The organism is Orenia metallireducens (genome assembly GCF_001693735.1).
GTDB lineage: Bacteria > Bacillota > Halanaerobiia > Halobacteroidales > Halobacteroidaceae > Orenia > Orenia metallireducens.
This window is the reverse complement of record NZ_LWDV01000005.1, coordinates 150544-169119: the sequence shown is the minus strand read 5'-3', so window position 1 is coordinate 169119 and position 18576 is coordinate 150544. Positions and strand designations below refer to the sequence as shown.

General features: G+C 32.9%; 22 protein-coding genes. 4 read left to right on the top strand and 18 right to left on the bottom strand.

Annotated elements, in window-relative coordinates; genetic code table 11:
- Nucleotides 1–10 precede the first annotated feature (10 nt).
- The 5 genes from U472_RS01385 to U472_RS01365 all read right to left on the bottom strand — a co-directional run bounded on the left by U472_RS01385 (nt 11) and on the right by U472_RS01365 (nt 4813).
- Nucleotides 11–1009, bottom strand: a complete 999-nt coding sequence (locus U472_RS01385) for a biotin--[acetyl-CoA-carboxylase] ligase (protein WP_068714760.1) — start codon at nt 1007–1009, stop codon at nt 11–13.
- 103 nt (nt 1010–1112) lie between these two features.
- Nucleotides 1113–2489, bottom strand: a complete 1377-nt coding sequence (locus U472_RS01380; protein WP_068714758.1) for a PTS fructose transporter subunit IIC — start codon at nt 2487–2489, stop codon at nt 1113–1115.
- 147 nt (nt 2490–2636) lie between these two features.
- Nucleotides 2637–3089, bottom strand: a complete 453-nt coding sequence (locus U472_RS01375) for a PTS sugar transporter subunit IIA (protein WP_068714756.1) — start codon at nt 3087–3089, stop codon at nt 2637–2639.
- Nucleotides 3090–3104: 15 nt separating this feature from the next.
- Nucleotides 3105–4037: a 1-phosphofructokinase gene (gene pfkB / locus U472_RS01370; RefSeq protein WP_068714754.1), complete on the bottom strand. Its 933-nt coding sequence runs from the start codon at nt 4035–4037 to the stop codon at nt 3105–3107.
- An 11-nt stretch (nt 4038–4048) separates the two neighbouring features.
- Entirely contained in the window at nt 4049–4813 is a 765-nt protein-coding gene (locus U472_RS01365) for a DeoR/GlpR family DNA-binding transcription regulator (protein WP_068714752.1), read from the bottom strand.
- A gap of 384 nt (nt 4814–5197) precedes the next feature.
- Here U472_RS01365 and U472_RS16080 point away from each other — a divergent pair, with 384 nt between their 5' ends.
- The 3 genes from U472_RS16080 to U472_RS01355 are packed head-to-tail and all read left to right on the top strand — an operon-like array spanning nt 5198 to nt 6249.
- Nucleotides 5198–5374 (top strand): spore coat associated protein CotJA, encoded by a 177-nt coding sequence (locus U472_RS16080; RefSeq protein ID WP_083189685.1) that lies wholly within the window; start codon nt 5198–5200, stop codon nt 5372–5374.
- 24 nt (nt 5375–5398) lie between these two features.
- Nucleotides 5399–5650, top strand: a complete 252-nt coding sequence (locus tag U472_RS01360) for a spore coat protein CotJB (RefSeq protein ID WP_068714750.1) — start codon at nt 5399–5401, stop codon at nt 5648–5650.
- Between the two features lie 17 nt (nt 5651–5667).
- Nucleotides 5668–6249 carry a manganese catalase family protein gene (locus U472_RS01355; protein WP_068714748.1) on the top strand — a complete coding sequence of 194 codons (582 nt, stop codon included), beginning with the start codon at nt 5668–5670 and terminating at the stop codon, nt 6247–6249.
- Nucleotides 6250–6314: 65 nt separating this feature from the next.
- Here U472_RS01355 and U472_RS01350 read toward each other — a convergent pair whose 3' ends face one another.
- From U472_RS01350 to U472_RS01325, 6 genes are all read right to left on the bottom strand, one after another.
- Entirely contained in the window at nt 6315–7469 is a 1155-nt protein-coding gene (locus tag U472_RS01350) for a glycosyltransferase family 4 protein (protein ID WP_068714746.1), read from the bottom strand.
- Nucleotides 7470–7507: 38 nt separating this feature from the next.
- Nucleotides 7508–8038 (bottom strand): phosphatase PAP2 family protein, encoded by a 531-nt coding sequence (locus U472_RS01345; RefSeq protein ID WP_068714744.1) that lies wholly within the window; start codon nt 8036–8038, stop codon nt 7508–7510.
- A gap of 299 nt (nt 8039–8337) precedes the next feature.
- Nucleotides 8338–8862 carry a phosphatase PAP2 family protein gene (locus U472_RS01340; RefSeq protein WP_068714742.1) on the bottom strand — a complete coding sequence of 175 codons (525 nt, stop codon included), beginning with the start codon at nt 8860–8862 and terminating at the stop codon, nt 8338–8340.
- A 142-nt stretch (nt 8863–9004) separates the two neighbouring features.
- Nucleotides 9005–9436: a C40 family peptidase gene (locus U472_RS01335; RefSeq protein WP_068714740.1), complete on the bottom strand. Its 432-nt coding sequence runs from the start codon at nt 9434–9436 to the stop codon at nt 9005–9007.
- A gap of 305 nt (nt 9437–9741) precedes the next feature.
- Nucleotides 9742–10404, bottom strand: a complete 663-nt coding sequence (gene spoIIR, locus U472_RS01330; protein ID WP_068714738.1) for a stage II sporulation protein R — start codon at nt 10402–10404, stop codon at nt 9742–9744.
- The gene (locus U472_RS01325; protein ID WP_068714736.1) at nt 10401–11183 is read right to left on the bottom strand and encodes a SigB/SigF/SigG family RNA polymerase sigma factor; all 783 of its coding nucleotides are present in this window, start codon (nt 11181–11183) and stop codon (nt 10401–10403) included. The genes spoIIR and U472_RS01325 overlap by 4 nt, the downstream gene beginning before the upstream one ends.
- 229 nt (nt 11184–11412) lie before the next feature.
- Between U472_RS01325 and U472_RS01320 the strand changes: the two genes are divergently transcribed.
- Complete coding sequence (locus U472_RS01320; RefSeq protein WP_068714734.1) at nt 11413–12495, top strand: GerAB/ArcD/ProY family transporter; 1083 nt, start codon at nt 11413–11415, stop codon at nt 12493–12495.
- A 303-nt stretch (nt 12496–12798) separates the two neighbouring features.
- Here U472_RS01320 and U472_RS01315 read toward each other — a convergent pair whose 3' ends face one another.
- From U472_RS01315 to U472_RS16665, 7 genes are all read right to left on the bottom strand, one after another.
- Nucleotides 12799–13032, bottom strand: coding sequence for a hypothetical protein (locus U472_RS01315; protein WP_068714732.1), 234 nt, complete (start codon nt 13030–13032; stop codon nt 12799–12801).
- A gap of 15 nt (nt 13033–13047) precedes the next feature.
- Nucleotides 13048–14262 (bottom strand): Ger(x)C family spore germination protein, encoded by a 1215-nt coding sequence (locus U472_RS01310; protein WP_068714730.1) that lies wholly within the window; start codon nt 14260–14262, stop codon nt 13048–13050.
- Nucleotides 14255–15892 carry a spore germination protein gene (locus U472_RS01305; protein ID WP_083189684.1) on the bottom strand — a complete coding sequence of 546 codons (1638 nt, stop codon included), beginning with the start codon at nt 15890–15892 and terminating at the stop codon, nt 14255–14257. Before U472_RS01305 ends, U472_RS01310 begins: the two co-directional genes overlap by 8 nt.
- A 121-nt stretch (nt 15893–16013) precedes the next feature.
- The gene (locus U472_RS01300; protein WP_068714728.1) at nt 16014–17087 is read right to left on the bottom strand and encodes a GerAB/ArcD/ProY family transporter; all 1074 of its coding nucleotides are present in this window, start codon (nt 17085–17087) and stop codon (nt 16014–16016) included.
- A gap of 187 nt (nt 17088–17274) precedes the next feature.
- Complete coding sequence (locus U472_RS16670; RefSeq protein WP_176714092.1) at nt 17275–17415, bottom strand: hypothetical protein; 141 nt, start codon at nt 17413–17415, stop codon at nt 17275–17277.
- A gap of 237 nt (nt 17416–17652) precedes the next feature.
- Nucleotides 17653–17784 carry a hypothetical protein gene (locus U472_RS17330; RefSeq protein ID WP_281201044.1) on the bottom strand — a complete coding sequence of 44 codons (132 nt, stop codon included), beginning with the start codon at nt 17782–17784 and terminating at the stop codon, nt 17653–17655.
- Nucleotides 17785–18025: 241 nt separating this feature from the next.
- Nucleotides 18026–18202: a hypothetical protein gene (locus tag U472_RS16665; protein ID WP_176714091.1), complete on the bottom strand. Its 177-nt coding sequence runs from the start codon at nt 18200–18202 to the stop codon at nt 18026–18028.
- Between the last annotated feature and the right edge of the window lie 374 nt (nt 18203–18576).

Genomic DNA, 18576 nt, shown 5'->3' with positions numbered 1-18576 from the left:
TAACTTATTATCAATTGCCAGAATTAAAGCTCTGATGATATAAAGATACTTCACCAGAATAGAACTTTCTAACTTTATCATCAACCTTAACAAGCAATGCTCCATCTTCAGCTATATCAACAGCTTCTCCTACTATCTCTTCCTTCTTATTATCTATTTTAACCACCTTGCCAAGAGTATAAGAGTAAGCTTTCCACTCTTTTAATATATCTTTAAAGTCATATAATTTTTTGTATACCATCTCTATCTCTTCTAACAGAGCTTGTACAAATTTAACCCTACTTATCTTCTTACCTGTCTCATGATAAATTGTAGTTACTTTATTATGTAAAGATTCATCGAATGTATCTAAAGGAAAATTGAGATTAATCCCCATTCCCACTATCAAATAATCAACCTTATCTAACTCAGCACCCATTTCAGTCAAGATTCCGCTGACCTTCTTATTACCAACTAGAATGTCATTAGGCCACTTTATCTTGGCATCTACAGCACTTAGCTTCCTTATCGTCTTTACTATAGCTAAGGAAGCAATATAAGTGGCTCTAGTAGCCAATGTCGGCTTGATATCAGGGCGTAGAATACAAGATAACCAAATCCCCCCTAAGGGACTACAGAACTCTCTGCCTAAGCGCCCTTTCCCTCTCTTCTGCTCTTCTGCTATAACTACTGCTCCCTCTTGCAAACCGCTTTGAGCTAACTTCTTAGCTGCATCATTGGTCGACTCTATCTCTTTATAATAAATTATCTCTTGTCCAATTATCTCTGTATTTAAATTACGTTTAATCTCTTCTGGTAATAGATTATCAGCAGGGGTAATCAATCGATAACCAATCTTTGATGAAGATTCAATCTGATAACCTGCTTCCCTTAAATAATTGATATACTTCCAAATTGAAGTTCTAGATACTCCTAATTTATTACTCAACTCTTCTCCAGAGAGATATCTATCTTGATTTTGATAGAGTAAATCAAGTACCTTCTCTCTACGGTCTAAACTCTTTTTCACATTATCACCTACTTTTTCTTAAAATCAATTATATAATATCTTACCCCAAAAAACAAAATAAAAAAGAGAGGATTTCTCCCCTCTTTCTGGTATTAACTCAATATTAAGCTTTCACTTCATCCTTTAAAATACTGATTAGAACAGCAGAAACTATAGTACCAACCAAGATAGATATTGCATACATAACTACATTTCCTACAGCTCCAGGAATGAATACAGTAAAGATTCCACCATGAGGTGCTCTTAAAGTAGCATTAAATAACATTGATAAGGCACCTGTTGTAGCAGATCCAACAATAATAGAAGGAATAACCTTCACTGGGTCAGCTGCTGCAAATGGGATTGCACCTTCTGTAATAAAGGAGATACCTAGTACTGCTGCTGCCTTACCAGCTTCTTTCTGTTGCTTATCAAATTTCTTTGGAGCAATAAATGTAGCCAAAGCAAGACCTAATGGAGGTACCATACCAGCTGCCATTACAGCTGCCATTGGTGCATAAACCTCAGATGCCAATAATCCAGTTGCAAAGGTATAAGCAGCTTTATTAACAGGTCCACCCATATCAAAGGCCATCATTGCACCTAAAATCAATCCCAATAGTACTCTATTGGTTCCAGACATACCTTGTAACCAAGCAGTAAGAGCATCCATAATATTCTTCATCGGTGTTCCAAGTACATAAACCATCAATAAACCAACAATTAATACAGATAACAAAGGTAGAATCAAGACTGGCTTTAATCCTTGGAAGTTCTTAGGTAACTTAATGTTGTCATTTAAGAACTTAGTAATATAACCAGCTAAGAAACCTGCTACTAGTCCACCTAAGAAACCAGCACCGATATTAGCAGCCAGCATACCACCAACCATACCAGGAGCAAAACCAGGACGATCTGCAATAGAGCTAGCGATAAATCCTGCCAATACTGGAATCATCAAAGCAAAGGCTGTTCCTCCACCAATTGTCATTAATGCTGCAGCCAAAGTTCCCTCTTGCTCAAAAGCCTTAATACCAAAGACAAAGGAGAGGGCAATTGCCAAACCACCAGCAACCACAAAGGGTAGCATATTAGAAACACCATTCATTAAGTGCTTATAGAATCCACTTCTTTGAGAACTTCTTTCTGCTTTGTGTTGTTGGACATTATCTAATAAATCCTCTTCTGGTTCAAAGTCTTTAGCCTTCTCTAAAGCCTCTTCAATCAAGCCTTTAGGGTCCTTAATGGCAGCTCCTACAGGTACTGATATAACAGCCTTTCCTTTAAAACGATCTACATCTGCATCAGTGTCAGCAGCAACAATAATTGCTTCTGCTTCCTTAATATCCTCTGGAGTTAATCCATTCTCTATCCCTACAGAACCCCTAGTCTCTACTTTAATATCAATCCCTTTTTCTTTAGCAGCTCCTTCTAAAGCCTCTGCAGCCATATAAGTATGAGCTACACCAGTTGGACAAGCAGTTACAGCTAATATTCTCATTTTATTTCCCCCTTTAAAATAATAGTTATTTATATTTTAGTAAACTCCATCTACTAATACCCTCTTAAGTGAAGATACTATGATTGGGGATCTTATAGAATTATTTATGGAATCTACTCTAGCTACTAGATTGATTACTCTTAAGAATTACTCATTTTCTTTGATAACTGTCAAGATATCTTCTTTTGTATTAGCATTCATCAATGCTTCTCTAAAATCTGCATGCATCAATTTACGAGATAATTGAGCCAATACTTTAAGATGCTCATCATTCTTACCTTCAGGTACTGCAATCATAAATAAGATTTTTACTGGCTGATCATCAAAACTATCAAAATCAACACCTTGCTCTGACTTAGCAAAAACTAAAGTCGGCTCTTTAACGACATCACTTTTACCATGAGGAATAGCAATTCCATTTCCTACACCTGTTGTGCTCTTAGCTTCTCTGGCTAAAATTGTCTGATAAAACTCATCCTTAGAAGTGATTTTATCAGCAGCATCTAATAAATCTACCATCTCTGCTAAAACTTCATTTTTAGTATTATTAGCTAAATTAAGCTTGATTAAATCTTCCCTCATTAAATTACTAATTTTCATCTATTTTCAACTCCCTTATTCTAAAATTTCTATCTCAACTTGACCTAATAACTCTTCCACTTCATCCTTTTTACAGATTTGGGTACCTGCCTGCATAACAGTATTAGCACTAGCTGCAGTAGCATAACGGATAGCTTCTTTTAGGTCTTCTCCTTGACTTAGTTTCAAGGATAGAGCTCCTACTAAGGTATCACCTGCCCCGACAGAACTGGCCACTTCAATCTTAGGAGGCTTTATTTTTAAGACTCCAGCCTCACTGACAACTATTGAACCATCTCCGCCTAAAGAAACAATTATAATCTCAATCCCTTTTTGATGGAGTTCTTTAGCTGCACCAATAATCTCTTCAGTTTCTTTCAATGATTTGTTAATTAACTTCTCCAGTTCATCTAGATTTGGCTTGATTAGATAAGGTTTTGCTTCCAAAGCCTTCATTAAAGGAAGCCCTGATGTATCTAAGACGACTTTAACACCTTTACCATGTAGTTTATCTATTAATTGAGCATAAAAGTCTTCTGGAACACCTAAAGGCAGGCTGCCAGCTACTACTACTAGACTCTCCTTTGTGATATTATTTAATAAATTTTCTTCTAAATTAACTAAATCATCTCTGCTAATATTGGGACCTGGTTCGTTGACCTCTGTCTCATCAGTAGTAGCAAGATCAATAATCTTTAAATTGGTACGAGTCTCACCTTCTACTTCAGTAAAAGAATGCTTAATTCCAGCACCAGTCAACCTATCTTTAATAAACTGACCATTACTGCCTCCTACAAAACCTAAAGCTTTTGTATTACCATCTAATTCAGCAATTACCTTTGATACATTAATCCCTTTACCACCAGCATCTTTTCTAACAGATTTAATCCGATTTAATGCTCCAACCTTAAAATCTAATAATTCAACAGTCTTGTCTATAGCAGGATTTAAAGTTACTGTTATAATCATCTTCTCACCCCCTAAGCTAAAATAATATCAACCTTCTCTTTAAAGCTTTCTACTAATTCCTTCTTTAAACTCTTATCACTTATAATAATATCTACCTCTTCAATTTCAGCCACTTTAACAAAGGCTGTCTCTCCAAACTTACTGTAATCTGCTAATACAATTACCTCTTTGGCTCTTTCTAGCATCATCTTTTTGGTGTTGGCTTCTACTAAATCAGGGGTTGTTATCCCTGCCTTTAAATGAATACCATTGGTTCCTAAAAAGACTTTATCAGCAGAGAATTTGCTTAAATTATCTTCAGCAACTGGTCCTACCATAGCCAAAGTATGTTTTCTTAAATGTCCTCCAATTAAGATCACTTCACAGTTACTTTGTGCTAACTCTAATGCAATGTTGACCCCATTTGTCACAACTGTTAAATCTTGATAATTTCCTAAATGCTTAGCCAATTCAGTTGTAGTTGTACCAGCATCTAAAATTATAGTATCCCCTTCATTGATTAATTCTGCAGCCTTATGACCAATATCTACTTTGGCTTGATGATGTTCTTTTTCTTTTTCTATAAAGGATGGCTCAAATTTAGTACCACCCTTAGCTACTGCTCCTCCATGAGTCCGTTGAATTAAATTCTGTTCTTCTAATAGTTGTAAATCTCTTCTGATTGTAGAAGCAGATACATTAAATCTCTCACATAATTGATTTACTGTAACTGAATTATTCTTTTCAAGTATCTCTACTATTCTAAGCTGTCGTTCTTCTGCAAATATTTTAATCACCTCTTATCTTAATATCTGTTTAAAAACTTTCAACTAGCTAAACAAAAATACCCACCCTCAATTTTACACTATCTGGCTTTGCAAATAGAAATTGAAAGTGGGGATTATGCTCTTATATTATCTTATCCCATCTATCCACTTAAATTGAAATTATATTTAATTTTCAATCTCATACAAAACCTTCGGATTTAATCATTTGTGATTGATTATGATTGTTTGTTGTTACTTATGATTATATTATAAGCTTTTAGAAAAGTCAAGCCTATTACTTATAAAAGTTGTAAATAATCTTTAGCAAAATTTTCCTTTAATCTTTGCAAAATAAATTAACACTTTGTCATTAGCAGGAATAGGATATATTAGCTCAAATATGGAGGTGATTTAATGGCTCATAATCGACCAAATATGGAAAGGGAACACTACCCTACTCCTGATTTTGAATTAGCAGAAGCTTATATTCCCTTCCAAAATTATGGACGCCGCTATAACCTAAGGGAAGCATTACGCAAAGGGACTATCTTTGTGGATTTATATCGACCATATAGGCGCAGAAGAATCTAATCAGATAAATAAGGAGGTGAAAAGATGACTAGAGAACAACTAGAAATGCTTAAAGAACTTATGGCTCTGGACTTTTATCTAGTAGAACTTAGTCTATTTCTTAATACCCATCCAGACAATCGACAAGCATTGGAAGACCATAATAGAATAGCTAGACAGTATGAAGAATTAAGAAGGGATTATGTCAGAAGATATGGTCCATTATGTATTGGCTGTGTCAGTGAATATCCATGGCAATATATAGAGACAGAATGGCCATGGCAAATTGAATATTAAAAGGAGGAAAATAAGCTATGTGGAATTATGATAAAATACTCCAATATCCAGTTAAGGTTAGTAAAAATGACTTGGAAATGGCTAAATACCTTTATGCTCAATATGGAGGACCTGATAGTGAGTTATCAGCAGGTATTAGATACTTAACTCAAAGATATGTTATGCCTACTGATGAGGCTAAAGCTACTTTAACAGAGATTGGAACTGAAGAGTTAGCCCACTGGGAAATTTTGGGTACTTTAATTTATAAATTAACTGAAGGGGTTCCAGTTCAGACTTTAAGAGATGCAGGGCTAGGTGCTCATTATGCTCAACATGGTAAGAACTTATATCCTCATGATGCAGCAGGGGTCCCTTGGACTGCCGCTTATATCCAATCTATGGAGGACCCTATAGCTACTTTGCATGAGGACTTGGCTGCTGAACAAAAAGCAAGGGCTACTTATGAAAATCTAATCAATCTTAGCAATGATGCTGGGGTAATTGATACCTTAAGCTTTTTAAGAGAAAGAGAAGTAGTTCATTTCCAAAGATTTGGAGAGACCTTGGATATTGTTAGAGACTATTTGGAAAATGAAAATAGACGAAGAGAATATTAATTTAAAAATTTTATAGGGATATAAAAAGGTGGCGCTTATTAAAGCACCACCTTTTTTATTTAAATCTAAGCAGATATAAAGGCTTCTCTAGATTGATAATCAACTACTTTTTGATAGTTAGCAACTAACCTTTTAAATACATTATCCCATGATTTATTTAGAGCATATTTATAGGCATTATTGCCCAACTCTGTCCTCAATTTTCTATCTATAATCAACTTCTCTAATTTAATAGAGAAATCCTCTGGATCTATCTCTTCACAAGCTAAACCATTATAATTGTCTATCAGATTTTCTCTAACTCCCCCTTCTAGAAAACTAACAACAGGTAGCCCTGAAGCCATTGCTTCTAAGATTACATTCCCATAGGTCTCAGTTATTGATGGAAATGCAAAGATATCTGCTGAAGCATATACTTGGCTTAACTCTTTACCCTTCAGATATCCAGTAAAGATAACATTTTCAGGTGAATCTGCTTTTAGTTCATCTAACAATGGACCATTACCAGTAATTAATAGCTTGACTTTATCTTGATACTTCTGATTAAGTATCTTCATACTCTTAATTAATAGACTTAAATTTTTCTCTGGTGCTAAACGACCTACATATAACAGAGTTATCTTATCCTTTAATCCGTATTTCCTTCTTAAATCATCATTTTGATAATCAGGAGAGTAAAGACTAGTATCAATACCCCTATCCCAAATTGCTAAATCCTTAATTCCATTCTTTCTTAGCTCTTCTAATGTTGCTTGCGAAGGGCAAAAATTCATTTGACAATGATCATGGAACCATTTAAAGAAACTCCAAATGGGTTTCTCTAATAGATTTAAATTATAATAATCAAGATAATGGGTAAAATTAGTGTGATATGACGAAACTAAAGGAATATTATAGCTAGTAGCATACTTCAACCCACACAATCCAAGGTTAAAGGGTGTTACTATATGAATTAAATCTGGTTTATACTCATTTAGCTTATTTCTAATTCTAAAGTAATTAGGAACTGACAACCTACACTCTGGGTATAAGAAGAATCTAAAACTTATCATCCGTTGGGTATTATCTTCAAAGCTGTCATTACTATTTTTGGAATCATCAGGAGCAAAGATTATATAATCAATCCCTTTTTGATCAAAATACTCCTTGAGCTTACCTAAAGTCTTCGTTACACCATTAATCTGAGGAAAAAAAGTATCAGTAAAGATAGCAACTTTCATGATTAACCTCCTTAAATAACTTTATTGATAAACTACCCTTATAAGGTTAATAATAAATGTATTATAGAGGAGAATAATACACTAATAATTATTCCAACAATCACATCAGAAGGATAATGTACTCCCAAATATATTCTTGAGATTCCAACTAAAAGAGCAAGAGATAAGAACAGCACACTAAATAAGGGAAAATAGAAGCTAAAAGTAATTGCTAAAGAAAAACTGGCAGTGGTGTGTCCAGAAGGGAAGGAATATTCTTCGAAAGGGATCTCTAATACTTCAATATCTTCTAATAGTTTATAGGGTCTTGAGCGATTGGTAATTCTCTTAATAATATGAACTAATAAATGGCTACTTAACAATACTAACAATGCCTCATATCCAACCTTGTCTGATTCACTATTAGCCAAAATTACAAATAAGCAAGGTAAAACAACTGTAAAGACCGCCCCACCTAAATGGGTTATCCAAGACATTAAGTAATTTAGAAAGGCTGACCGCTTCTTAGTATAAATAAAATCAAATAATTGCAAGTCCATAGTCAACAATTGATTTGTTAGTCTATTCATAAGGTTACCTCCTTGATAAGGAAAATATTCTTAATAAGATTATACTAATAAAGTATTAAAGAGTTGTTAACTTTAAATTAATTAAATGTAAAACTTAACTGGTATCTTTTCCCACCACTTAGGGGCTAATAAATAACAAGTAAATGTTAGTGATTGCCTATTACTTCTATTATGTGATATATGTAAATAATCTAATCAAATAAATTTATGTACTGTACTGATATAGAGATATTAGCACAAAAAACTAGCTATAAAATTATAGCTAGTTTTTTATTTGATCTATTAAATTTTAACTTCAATTAAAGTAAGATTAGGGCCCAATTAGAAAAATAAATCCCAATCAAAGCGCCTATAATTATATCAGAAGGATAATGAACTCCTATATAGGCTCTTGAAATTCCAACTAGACCTGCTACCGCTTGACTAAAAGGATAAAGGCTTGGAAAGTTAGCTCCGCAAACAATTGCTAGAGAAAAAGCAGCCGTTGTATGACCAGAAGGAAAAGAGTGTTCACCAAAGGGGGGTTTCTTAAAGTTGACTTCTTCTAATGCTAAATAAGGACGGGTCCTACTGACAATATGCTTGACAATCTGTACTACTATGCCACTGGTGAATAAAGCTATTAAGGCTTGCCACCCTACCTCACGAAATCTATCTTGACCAGATAGAACCAATAAAAGAGTAAAAGTAATTGTAAATAAAGCCCCTCCTAAATGAGTTATCTTAGGCATAAACCAGTCTAGAAGTTCACATTTAATCTTATGATTAATCAGATAGAAGAGTTGAACATCTCTATTTATAATTGATTGTAATAAACTACTCATATTTTCGACTCCTTTTCTTACTATTAATATCGGTATTAATATAAACATTATATTATATTTTATAGCTGCTCTCAACAATTTTATCTACACTAATTCTTTATACTATTTATAAATAACCAGCTTATTTCTATGATATACTAGATTATCTTTTTAACCTTCTTGCTCCAGCGAACTTCTTTCTCCAAAATCTATTAAAACGGCTAACCTCTACATTCCTTCTCTGTAAAATATGAATAAATTCATGGTCATTAATCATAACACCTGAATGGGTTACAATTCCATCTAGTAACTCAAAGTAAACTAAATCCAAGGTCTGCAATTGATCAAATTCAACAGCTTCACCTATATTTATAATACCTCTTAAATAACGATCAGGATCCTCTTTATACCATTCTTCAGAGATATATGCACCGTCATCTGATGGTATTTCAATTCCAAATTCTCTATATACATGTATCAATAATCCTAAGCAATCTAAACCAGTCAAAGATCTACCATTATGCTTATAAGGTATATTCCGATATTTATTGACTATCTCCTCCATCTTCTTATCTATATCTATGTCTTTCCGCATGAATCCACCTCCCTCTTATTATTTTCCCAATTGATAACATATATGCTAATAAAAATAGGGTATCTAGCTGTTATAACAATTAGCAGTAAAAGGTCTACTATCTTAAATAAGATAAGTTCATCTAAGACTCTACGATAAAAACAGTCGCTTCGTCAAGATTCTACTTTGCCCACTGGATAAGTTCATCTAAGACTCTGCGACAAAAACAGTCGCTTCGTCAAGATTCACTTTATAACATCATATGTAATAAATAGCAATTGGTGAAAAGATTATTTAGTTATTAGGAAGGTTTAACAAGGTCTTTCTTATTTACCAAAAGAGAATATTTTAGCCAGTTTTAAATTCTTCTTAATCAAATCTGGATTATCCTTAATATAATCTAAAAATTTTAATCTAAACTCTACTTCTATCTCTTTATCTTCTCCTACAGTAGAGTTGTTAGCCTTTGCTTCAACCAGATTAGGAGAGGTAGCATTTACTGAATCAGCAGAGTCTACAAAACATAGAGGAGGAAATAATACACACCACCAATTAGCTCCATTACCATCACCTAAAATCACCCTGACTGCTTGATAATTACCTTCAGGTAAGGTTACACTCCCATAAGTTCTAGTTGGAAAGTATGTTTCTTCTACCTTAACTGCTACCTTGTAATCTTTTCCCCTTTTGCTGATCTCCTCTTTTACTATTTGAGTTAAATAACCAATATTGGCTTTAGCTATCCTACTAGCATCAGTTATATCTTTAACATCTTTAAAGAGTTCTTTAGTTGACTCAGTAATTTTATTTCTAATTAATCTCTTTAATGCTTGATCAGCCAAGGTATTACTATTTGCAACAACATGTAATCTCAATAAATTGTCAGGATTATAATCTCTTCTCTCTAATACAAAAGCTGTTCTACTCCCTAGTATTGATAATATAATTAAGGTAACTGTAATAACTAATATAAATTTTACTCTTCTCATTTTGCTTCCTCCTTTAATTCAATTTCATTTCTTAATTTTTGTAGAGCCTTCTTTTGGATACGAGAGACCTGTGCTTGGGATACACCAATTCTTTCAGCAACCTCTGCTTGTGTCTGCCCTTGAAAGAATCTCAAATTAATAATAAATCTCTCCCTAGCAGATAAGACGGCAAAAGCCTGTTTAATATTAATCTCTTCTGTCCAATCTAATTCCCCATCATCACTTAATTGATCCATTATCCTCAACTGATCCCCTTCATCTTCAAAGATTGGAGTAAAGATAGAGATAGGATTCTTAGTCGCTTCCAAAGCATAAACTATATCCTCTCTAGGAACATCAATTATCTTTGAAATCTCATCTAAACTAGGTTCTTTTCCAGTCTTTTTACGTAATTTGTCTCTTGTTCTTAAAGCCCGATAAGCCAATTGTCTTAAAGAACGACTTACTCTGACTTCACGATTATCCCTAATATATCGCTTGATCTCCCCTAAAATCATTGGTACTGCATAAGTAGAAAATCTAACACCTTTACTTACTTTAAAATTATCAACGGCTTTAACCAGCCCAATACAGCCTATTTGAAATAAATCATCTATTGGATGACTACTATTTCTAAATCTTTGCAATACACTTAAAACCAACCTCAAATTACCATTAACTATCTCTGTTCTGGCTTCTGTATCTCCATTATCGATTTTATTGAATAATTCCATCATCTCTTTATTTGATAAGATAGGTAATTGTGAAGTATTAACCCCAGTTAACTTTACCTTTTCCATATTATCACTCCTATTTTATACCATATTTTCTTAGTAATAGCATTGACACCAATAACAGGAGTTATACATGTGAATTTAAATTTTTTTATTTTTATCTCCATAAACCATACTTCTAGATTTGGATGAATAGAAAGTAGGTTAAAGACTTTTATTTGAATACTATGGTATAAAATTATCATAAATACAAAAAATAAATTATACTAATTACATATATGTACGGAGTGATTATATGAAAAAAATCTCCAATTCACAGTTCTTTATAATTGTCGTTAACTTTCTGCTTGGCAGTGCTATCCTATTTCCCCTAGGCATTGGAGCTAAACAAAATGCTTATCTGGTTATGGCAATTGGCATACCTTTAGCTATTATTGTAGCAATAATTTATATAAAGATAAGCTCTATAGACCCTAATAAGAGTCTAATTGAAATAGATGAACAGATATTCGGTAGATATCTAGGAGGGCTAATCAGCTTTATTTATTGTTCCTTCTTTTTATATATATCTATTAGAAATCTCAGAGATTTTACAGGAGAGCTTACCCATTTTCTAGTTACACAAACAGACATAAAATCACTTACCTTATTAATAGTTATTATGATAATATATTGTATCCATTATAATATTGAGATGATAGGAAGAGTTACCACCTTTACTCTTGTACTAGCATTATTACTCTTAATACCTAGTACTCTTTACTTATTATTCTTCAGTGCTGATCTTACAACCCTACAACCTGTTTTAGCTGAGGGGCTGACCCCAATCTGGAAGGAGATATATCCAGGAATTCTCGCTTTTCCTATTGCTGAACTGATAGTCTTTACTATGGTCTTTCCTAGAGTCAATGATTATAAAAAGAATAAGCAATATTTTATTACCGCTATTATCTTTGCATTTTTAATATTAATTATAAATACTATTACTATCGTTTCAGTTTTGGGTATAGAATTAGCAGAGAATACGACTTACCCCTTAATTAGAAGTGGTCAAATAATTGGTGGCAACCTATTAAAATTAGACTTTTTTATCTCTTTAAGCACTACCTTGATTCTATTTGAAAAGATCAAGCTTTTAATGTATGGTGCTATAAAAGGATTTTCAAATCTCTTTAATCTCTCTTATAAAAGATTATTGATGATACTACCTATAATAGCAGGATATCTATCAATTATTATCGCTCCTGGTCGAATGCAACATCTAGAATTTGGCTTAGGTCCTTCCCTTTGGATTAATATAGCAGTGGGGGTTTATCTACCGATAATCAGTCTGGTGGTTTATTATATAAAGAAATTATTTATCAAAGATGAAGAGTGATGTTTAATGGGGCTATTGCGACAGTTTTCACACCTCATCCCCAACCCTTCTCCTACTCTTAGAGAAGGGAGAAAAGTAAAAGAGAAAGAGTTTCCCCTCTCATTAGTTAAGGAGAGACTGGTTGTGTACGAAGAGTAATTGAACTGTATTACTTGTAGGGGGATTAAGGGGTGAGGTCTGAGGTTTTGAACTTAACTGTTACCTGTCAACCGTCAACTGTACACTAAAGTAGAAACTGTCGCATTATCTATCTATTCTCTCATTATATACAGAAAAGAGTTGAGGAGAATTCCTCAACTCTTTTTATGCTAATAATTGATTAAAAATATATTCATACAATGGTTTAAATAAATTTGACAATATCAAAATAGGATTAGGTAATGATAGATCTAAAAGTACCCCATAGCTATATAACACTCCTATCGATATTAATAATGTATATACAAATAACTCTTTCCATTTCTTTTTCTTAAGTAGCTCTTTTGCTTGAAAATAAATTAAAATCATGAAAAATAAGGTTAAAGATATTATCTTCATCTGTTATCTACTCCCTTATTGAGGCTTAGTGATTGGTTGAGAGATCATTCCTAATCTTTTGATAGTAACCTCCACTTTAATATCTGTCACTACTGTAGGAAAGATTTTATCCCAATCATCCTTAATCTCTTTCCATTTATCAGGGTAACTTCGATAGATAGCATTCCCATAACCAAAGATATCAGCATTATACTTATGTTGAGCCGTCTTTAAAGTTATCTCTATGTTCTTTTTAATCTGTTTAGCTAAATCCTTCTGCAATAACTTAATATCCTCACTTTTAGTAAGGTCTAACTCAGTAATCGCTTCAGTGATTGTTACATCTGTCTTAACCTCTAGTTTAAAGCTTAGCTTTCCATTCTTAAATTCTGGCTTTAACTTAGACTTATTACTCAATACCTCTGCTGAAAACTTCTCCTTTCCCTTAACATATTCTGCAATAGCTCCACCTTCAATTTCATCAACTATAAATAGATAACCCTTAGATTCTACTCTATCAAGCCAGCCTTTAAATTTACCATCCTTTAAAACAGCCATTCCTGACAGAGCAACTACATCCCTTAAATCAATAGGAACATTTTTTACTAAATCTAACTGTTCATAGGTTCCTTCTGGTGCTAGCTGAGGGCGGTGATTGGTTAACTTACCAGTAACTTCATCAAAATCATCATCGGCTAATCTGATTAACATGTCCTTTAAGTTAATAGCATAAGATTCTGCCCAATCTGTTTGATTATTCTCAATTAAACCTTGAATCTCGGCAGGAAGGCTTCCTTCAAAGCGTGGATTAGACTCCAAGGTCTCCTTAACAGGATATTCAGTAATTAGAATCCAGCTATTATACCTAATCTCTTTATTTCGAGCAAAAAAATCGATTATATCCTTTAAACCCTTTGTAGCTGCTCGCTTTCCAATGATTATCAGCCTACTATGAAACCAGACCAACTTTTTAGAAACTCTAGATCTCAAATTCTTACTAGCTCTCATCAAAGTGTTTCCGGTAGCAGTAGCATTCCAGATTTGAATATCTCCACTACCGCCCATTCCACCACCTCCTCTAGTAGGAACAATCACCTGTACCATAATTTCATATTTCTGTCGCTTTGGATCCCAATCAATAGCAGTTAGACCAACAATCCCCAATTCATCCATCTCTCTTTTTCCAGCACAAGCAGTTAAATTAACTACTAGTAGTAGTAATAAGAATAAACTAACAAACTTTCTACTCATCTTCATCATCCCCTTTGGCTGGTGAAGGCTTAATATTAGAGCGAATTCTTTGATTATCATCTTTCACCAAGTAAGGTGGTCTGCTATTTTTAAACCACTCTGGAACCTTGACAAAGGAATCTTTTAAACCTTCCCAATCTACTGGAGTAATCGGTGATAAATAGGGTATACCAAAGGTTCTTAGACTACATAAGTGGATTAACAGTGCTAAAATTGCAAAAGTAATCCCAAACATTCCCCAGCTAGCTGCCAGGAACATTACTCCAAAACGAATTAACCTTACACCCAAGGCAAAATTATAGGCTGGAATCATAAATGAAGCAATACCTGTCAATGCCACCACAATAACCATAGCTTGAGAGACCAACCCTGCCTGAACTGCTGCTTCCCCAACAACCAAGGCTCCTACGATACTGACTGCCTGTCCAACGGTCTTAGGTAATCTTATACCTGCTTCACGCAAGAATTCAAAGGCAATTTCCATAATTAGTGCTTCTACTAAGGCAGGGAAGGGAACCCCAGCTCTTGAAGCAACAATACTTAAAAGTAATTTGGTGGGAATCATCTCTTGATGAAAAGTAGTGATAGCAATATAGACAGATGGACCTAGTAAAGCAACTAAAAAAGCTGTAAACCTCAATATTCTTACAAATGAGGAGAAAAAGAATCTCTGATAATAATCCTCAGTTGCCTGTAGGAAATGGACAAAGACACTGGGCATAACAAGTACAAAAGGAGTACCATCAACAAATATACACACCCTACCTTCATTTAAAGATGAGGCAACCCCATCAGGGCGTTCTGTATTAGAGATTTGGGGGAAGGGAGAGAAGGGATCATCTTCAACTAGCTGCTCTATAATACTACTTTCATTAACCATATCTACATCTATCCTTTTAACTCTATTCATCACTTCATCTATTAAATCCTGAGGGGCGATACCCTCAATATAAGCAATGGTGATATCAGTCTTGCTAACCCTACCTAATCTAAAGCTCTCAAACTTCAAATCAGTTGTCTTAATTCTTCCTCTTACTAAAGATAAATTAATGTCTATGCTCTCTACAAACCCTTCTCTAGGTCCCCTTACAACACTTTCAGTCTCAGGCTCAGCTACATTTCTAACCTCACGGGTTGGAATCGGTATAGAAATTACCTCATCATAGCCATCTATGAACAATACCACATGTCCACATAACATATCATCAATTATTGTAGAAAATCTATCTCTTCTTTTTATAGTCCCCATAGTCAATAGTTTATCTTCTATTAAATCAATCAGATTTGAATACCTTTCTAATGATTTTATATCTTGGTCTCTACTAATAATCATTAACTCTCTTAAAATAGTATCATTAATAAAACCTTTATTTACTATACCTTGAACATATACCAAAGTAGCCTTAACTTCTTTTTCATCACCTAACTTAAAATTTCTAGTATTAAAATCACTTGCTTTATTAAATAAAGCCTCAAGATAAACTAGGTTCTTTTCAAGGCTACTATATACTTTTAAATTATTAATATCTATATCATTAATATATTTTTCTTCTAACCTTTCTAAAGCTTCTTCTTCATCCCTTCTCTTCTTCTCTTCTATTGTTAAAGGTTTTTTCATCTTCTTACTCATTGATTATCCCATCCTTTTTATGTATATAGGAGTATCAAAATAGATGTAAATTTAACTTATAGAACCTATTGTATACAACTTCAGATTATTTATTAATTTATCATAAATTCTATTTAAATATCTATGAATTAGATTTCTTTCTAATTTTAAAGGTATAAGCACCAATTAATAACAGAACAAAGGGAATCTCTACAACAAATATAATTACCGTAATAATATATATAAATAAAGTCTTTAAATAATAAATATCAGTTTGGAAATAACCTAAAGAGACTGTAAATATCATAAATGGTAAAATTAAATTCTTATAACTACTTAACTTAAACCATTCCTTGATTAAATATAAAGATGTAAAGTAATAAAATCCTACCTTAATCATTGTTGCCATAATCCAAGCTAGAAAAACAGTTACGTCCAATCCACTAATAGATAATGTACTCAATGCATAAAAAGAATATTCCAAGTTACCGCCTAGCTGACTTCCAAATATTGCAACAGTAATAACTAATAAGACTGAGATAATAATCATGCTGGTTAAATTACCCAATAAGCTAACTTTAAGGGTCTTAGTCTTATCTTTAAAAAAAGGTTTGTATACTAGAAATAGATTAGGAATTATTAAAAACCAATGTAATGGTAATAAACTACCTTTAACTATCTGTTTAAAGTCTACTCCTATAGGTTGTAACCTAGCAAAGTCGATTACACCATAGTTTGTTGAGATAATGATAAAAAATGAAGACAACATAGTAAATATTGCAAAACCATTTACCCTCATAATTGTTTCTATCCCTTTATAAGACAAATAACCTGCAATCAAAGCATTAGCAATCCAGATCCCTATTTCTCCTTTAGTAGGCATTACAAATTCTACAAATCCAACACTCTCGTATATTATTAAGATAGTTAATTGTATATTTAACATGATAAAAGGAATTAAAATCAGCCTTCCCAATACTTTACCAAAAATATCTATACAATCTTGGACAAGGCTTTGATTAGAGAATTGACAGCTTAATTTGAATACTGCATAATGTATAACTAGAATGAAAAGACTGGCAAAAATAATTGAAATCCAAGCCCCTCTCCCAGCATACATAATCATTTCACTTGGTACAAGTAATACAATAGTTGTTAAGATTACATTTAATGACAATAGAAAGGCTTGCTTATTACTTATCTTTTTCGTTGACATTATATCACCTAATATAAATTTTAGTATTGTGTATCCATCTACCCATTCCTCCTACTGGCTAAAGCATATGCCAGTGTTAATAATAAACTAGTAGGTAGACTAACAGTTAATAATGCACCAATAACAAAATATTTAATATCTAAACTACACAGACGAATATCGGTACTATATGCTGCTAAAGAAAGAATTAAAAAGGTATTACTATCTTCTTATAGTCTTTTAATTCAAACAAGTCGGCAATCAGCTTGACAGCTAATTCCTTGCCAAAAGTAGCAACTAATAAGATAACTAAGATGCTAACTACTAGCAATAACCTTTTTAAAGTCAAAGATTAAAAGCTTCAAATTATCTAAGTTTATAGTTATAACTAAGGGAGTTGTTAGTAAAATAATAACTATACCAACTAATAAGATAAATATGCTACTAAAATACTAATAGCAATCCACAGGCTGACTACACCTGCTTTCTCCATAACAAATTAAATATAACCAGTACTAAAGACCAGTAGAAAGGAATTGGTGATAATTAAAATGCAAATATATGGCAACAAAATCACCTTACCTAATTATTTTTCCAAATATCTCTTTACTATCATAGATACCCAAGCAAGACCACCACATGCTTCAATTACAATATCTGGAACAGTAATAACGATAGTAGGTAGGATAACTGCTATTCCTATCCAAAAAAACTTCAAATCTACTTATCTTTTCACTCATTTTATCACCTAACTATAAGGTGTTATTAACTTAACAGAGTTCAATGCTCACCCTTTAGCCCTTTTGAAACTCATTAAATAAGCTATGCTAAGTAAGAAGACTGTTGGCAAACTTATTACTGTTAAAAAACCTATAATGCATACTTAATCTGTAATTTAGGTACAGGCATCTGGGTGCCATAAAGGATTAGCCCTAAAATTAAAATAAAGAAGGGTATCATTACTTTCTTATAATCTCCAATTCCAAACCAAGCAAGGTAGCCATCTTATGATAAATATCCAACCCATCTGTCCAGCTTAAATAAGAACAAAGTTTGGTATCCCCACAACGACAGTTGGCAATATTAAGCCTATCGAGATCCAAAAGACTTGAAAACCAACTTATTTTCTGCTTCATCTAATCATCTATTCTGATAATAATGTTTATTAATAACTTTAACTATTTAGCTAATAATTATTAAAAATATTATTATGATATATAGAACACGAAAAAGAAATTAAATAATTAGCCACAGATTAACACAGATGCACATAGATGAAAAACTAGTTAAAAATATAATCATTGTTTAGTTTTAATCGGTGAAAATCCATGTTCATCTGTGGCGAAAAATATGAAATCTTTATCGGTTTATATATAGATAATTCTTGATAATATAAAATTAATTCAGCTTACCTTTAATCTAAACAACTATTTCAAAATTGATCTCACACTTATAACCTTTATTTTTACTAATTAAAGATATTTTTATCCAAAATAAAAAATATGATTTA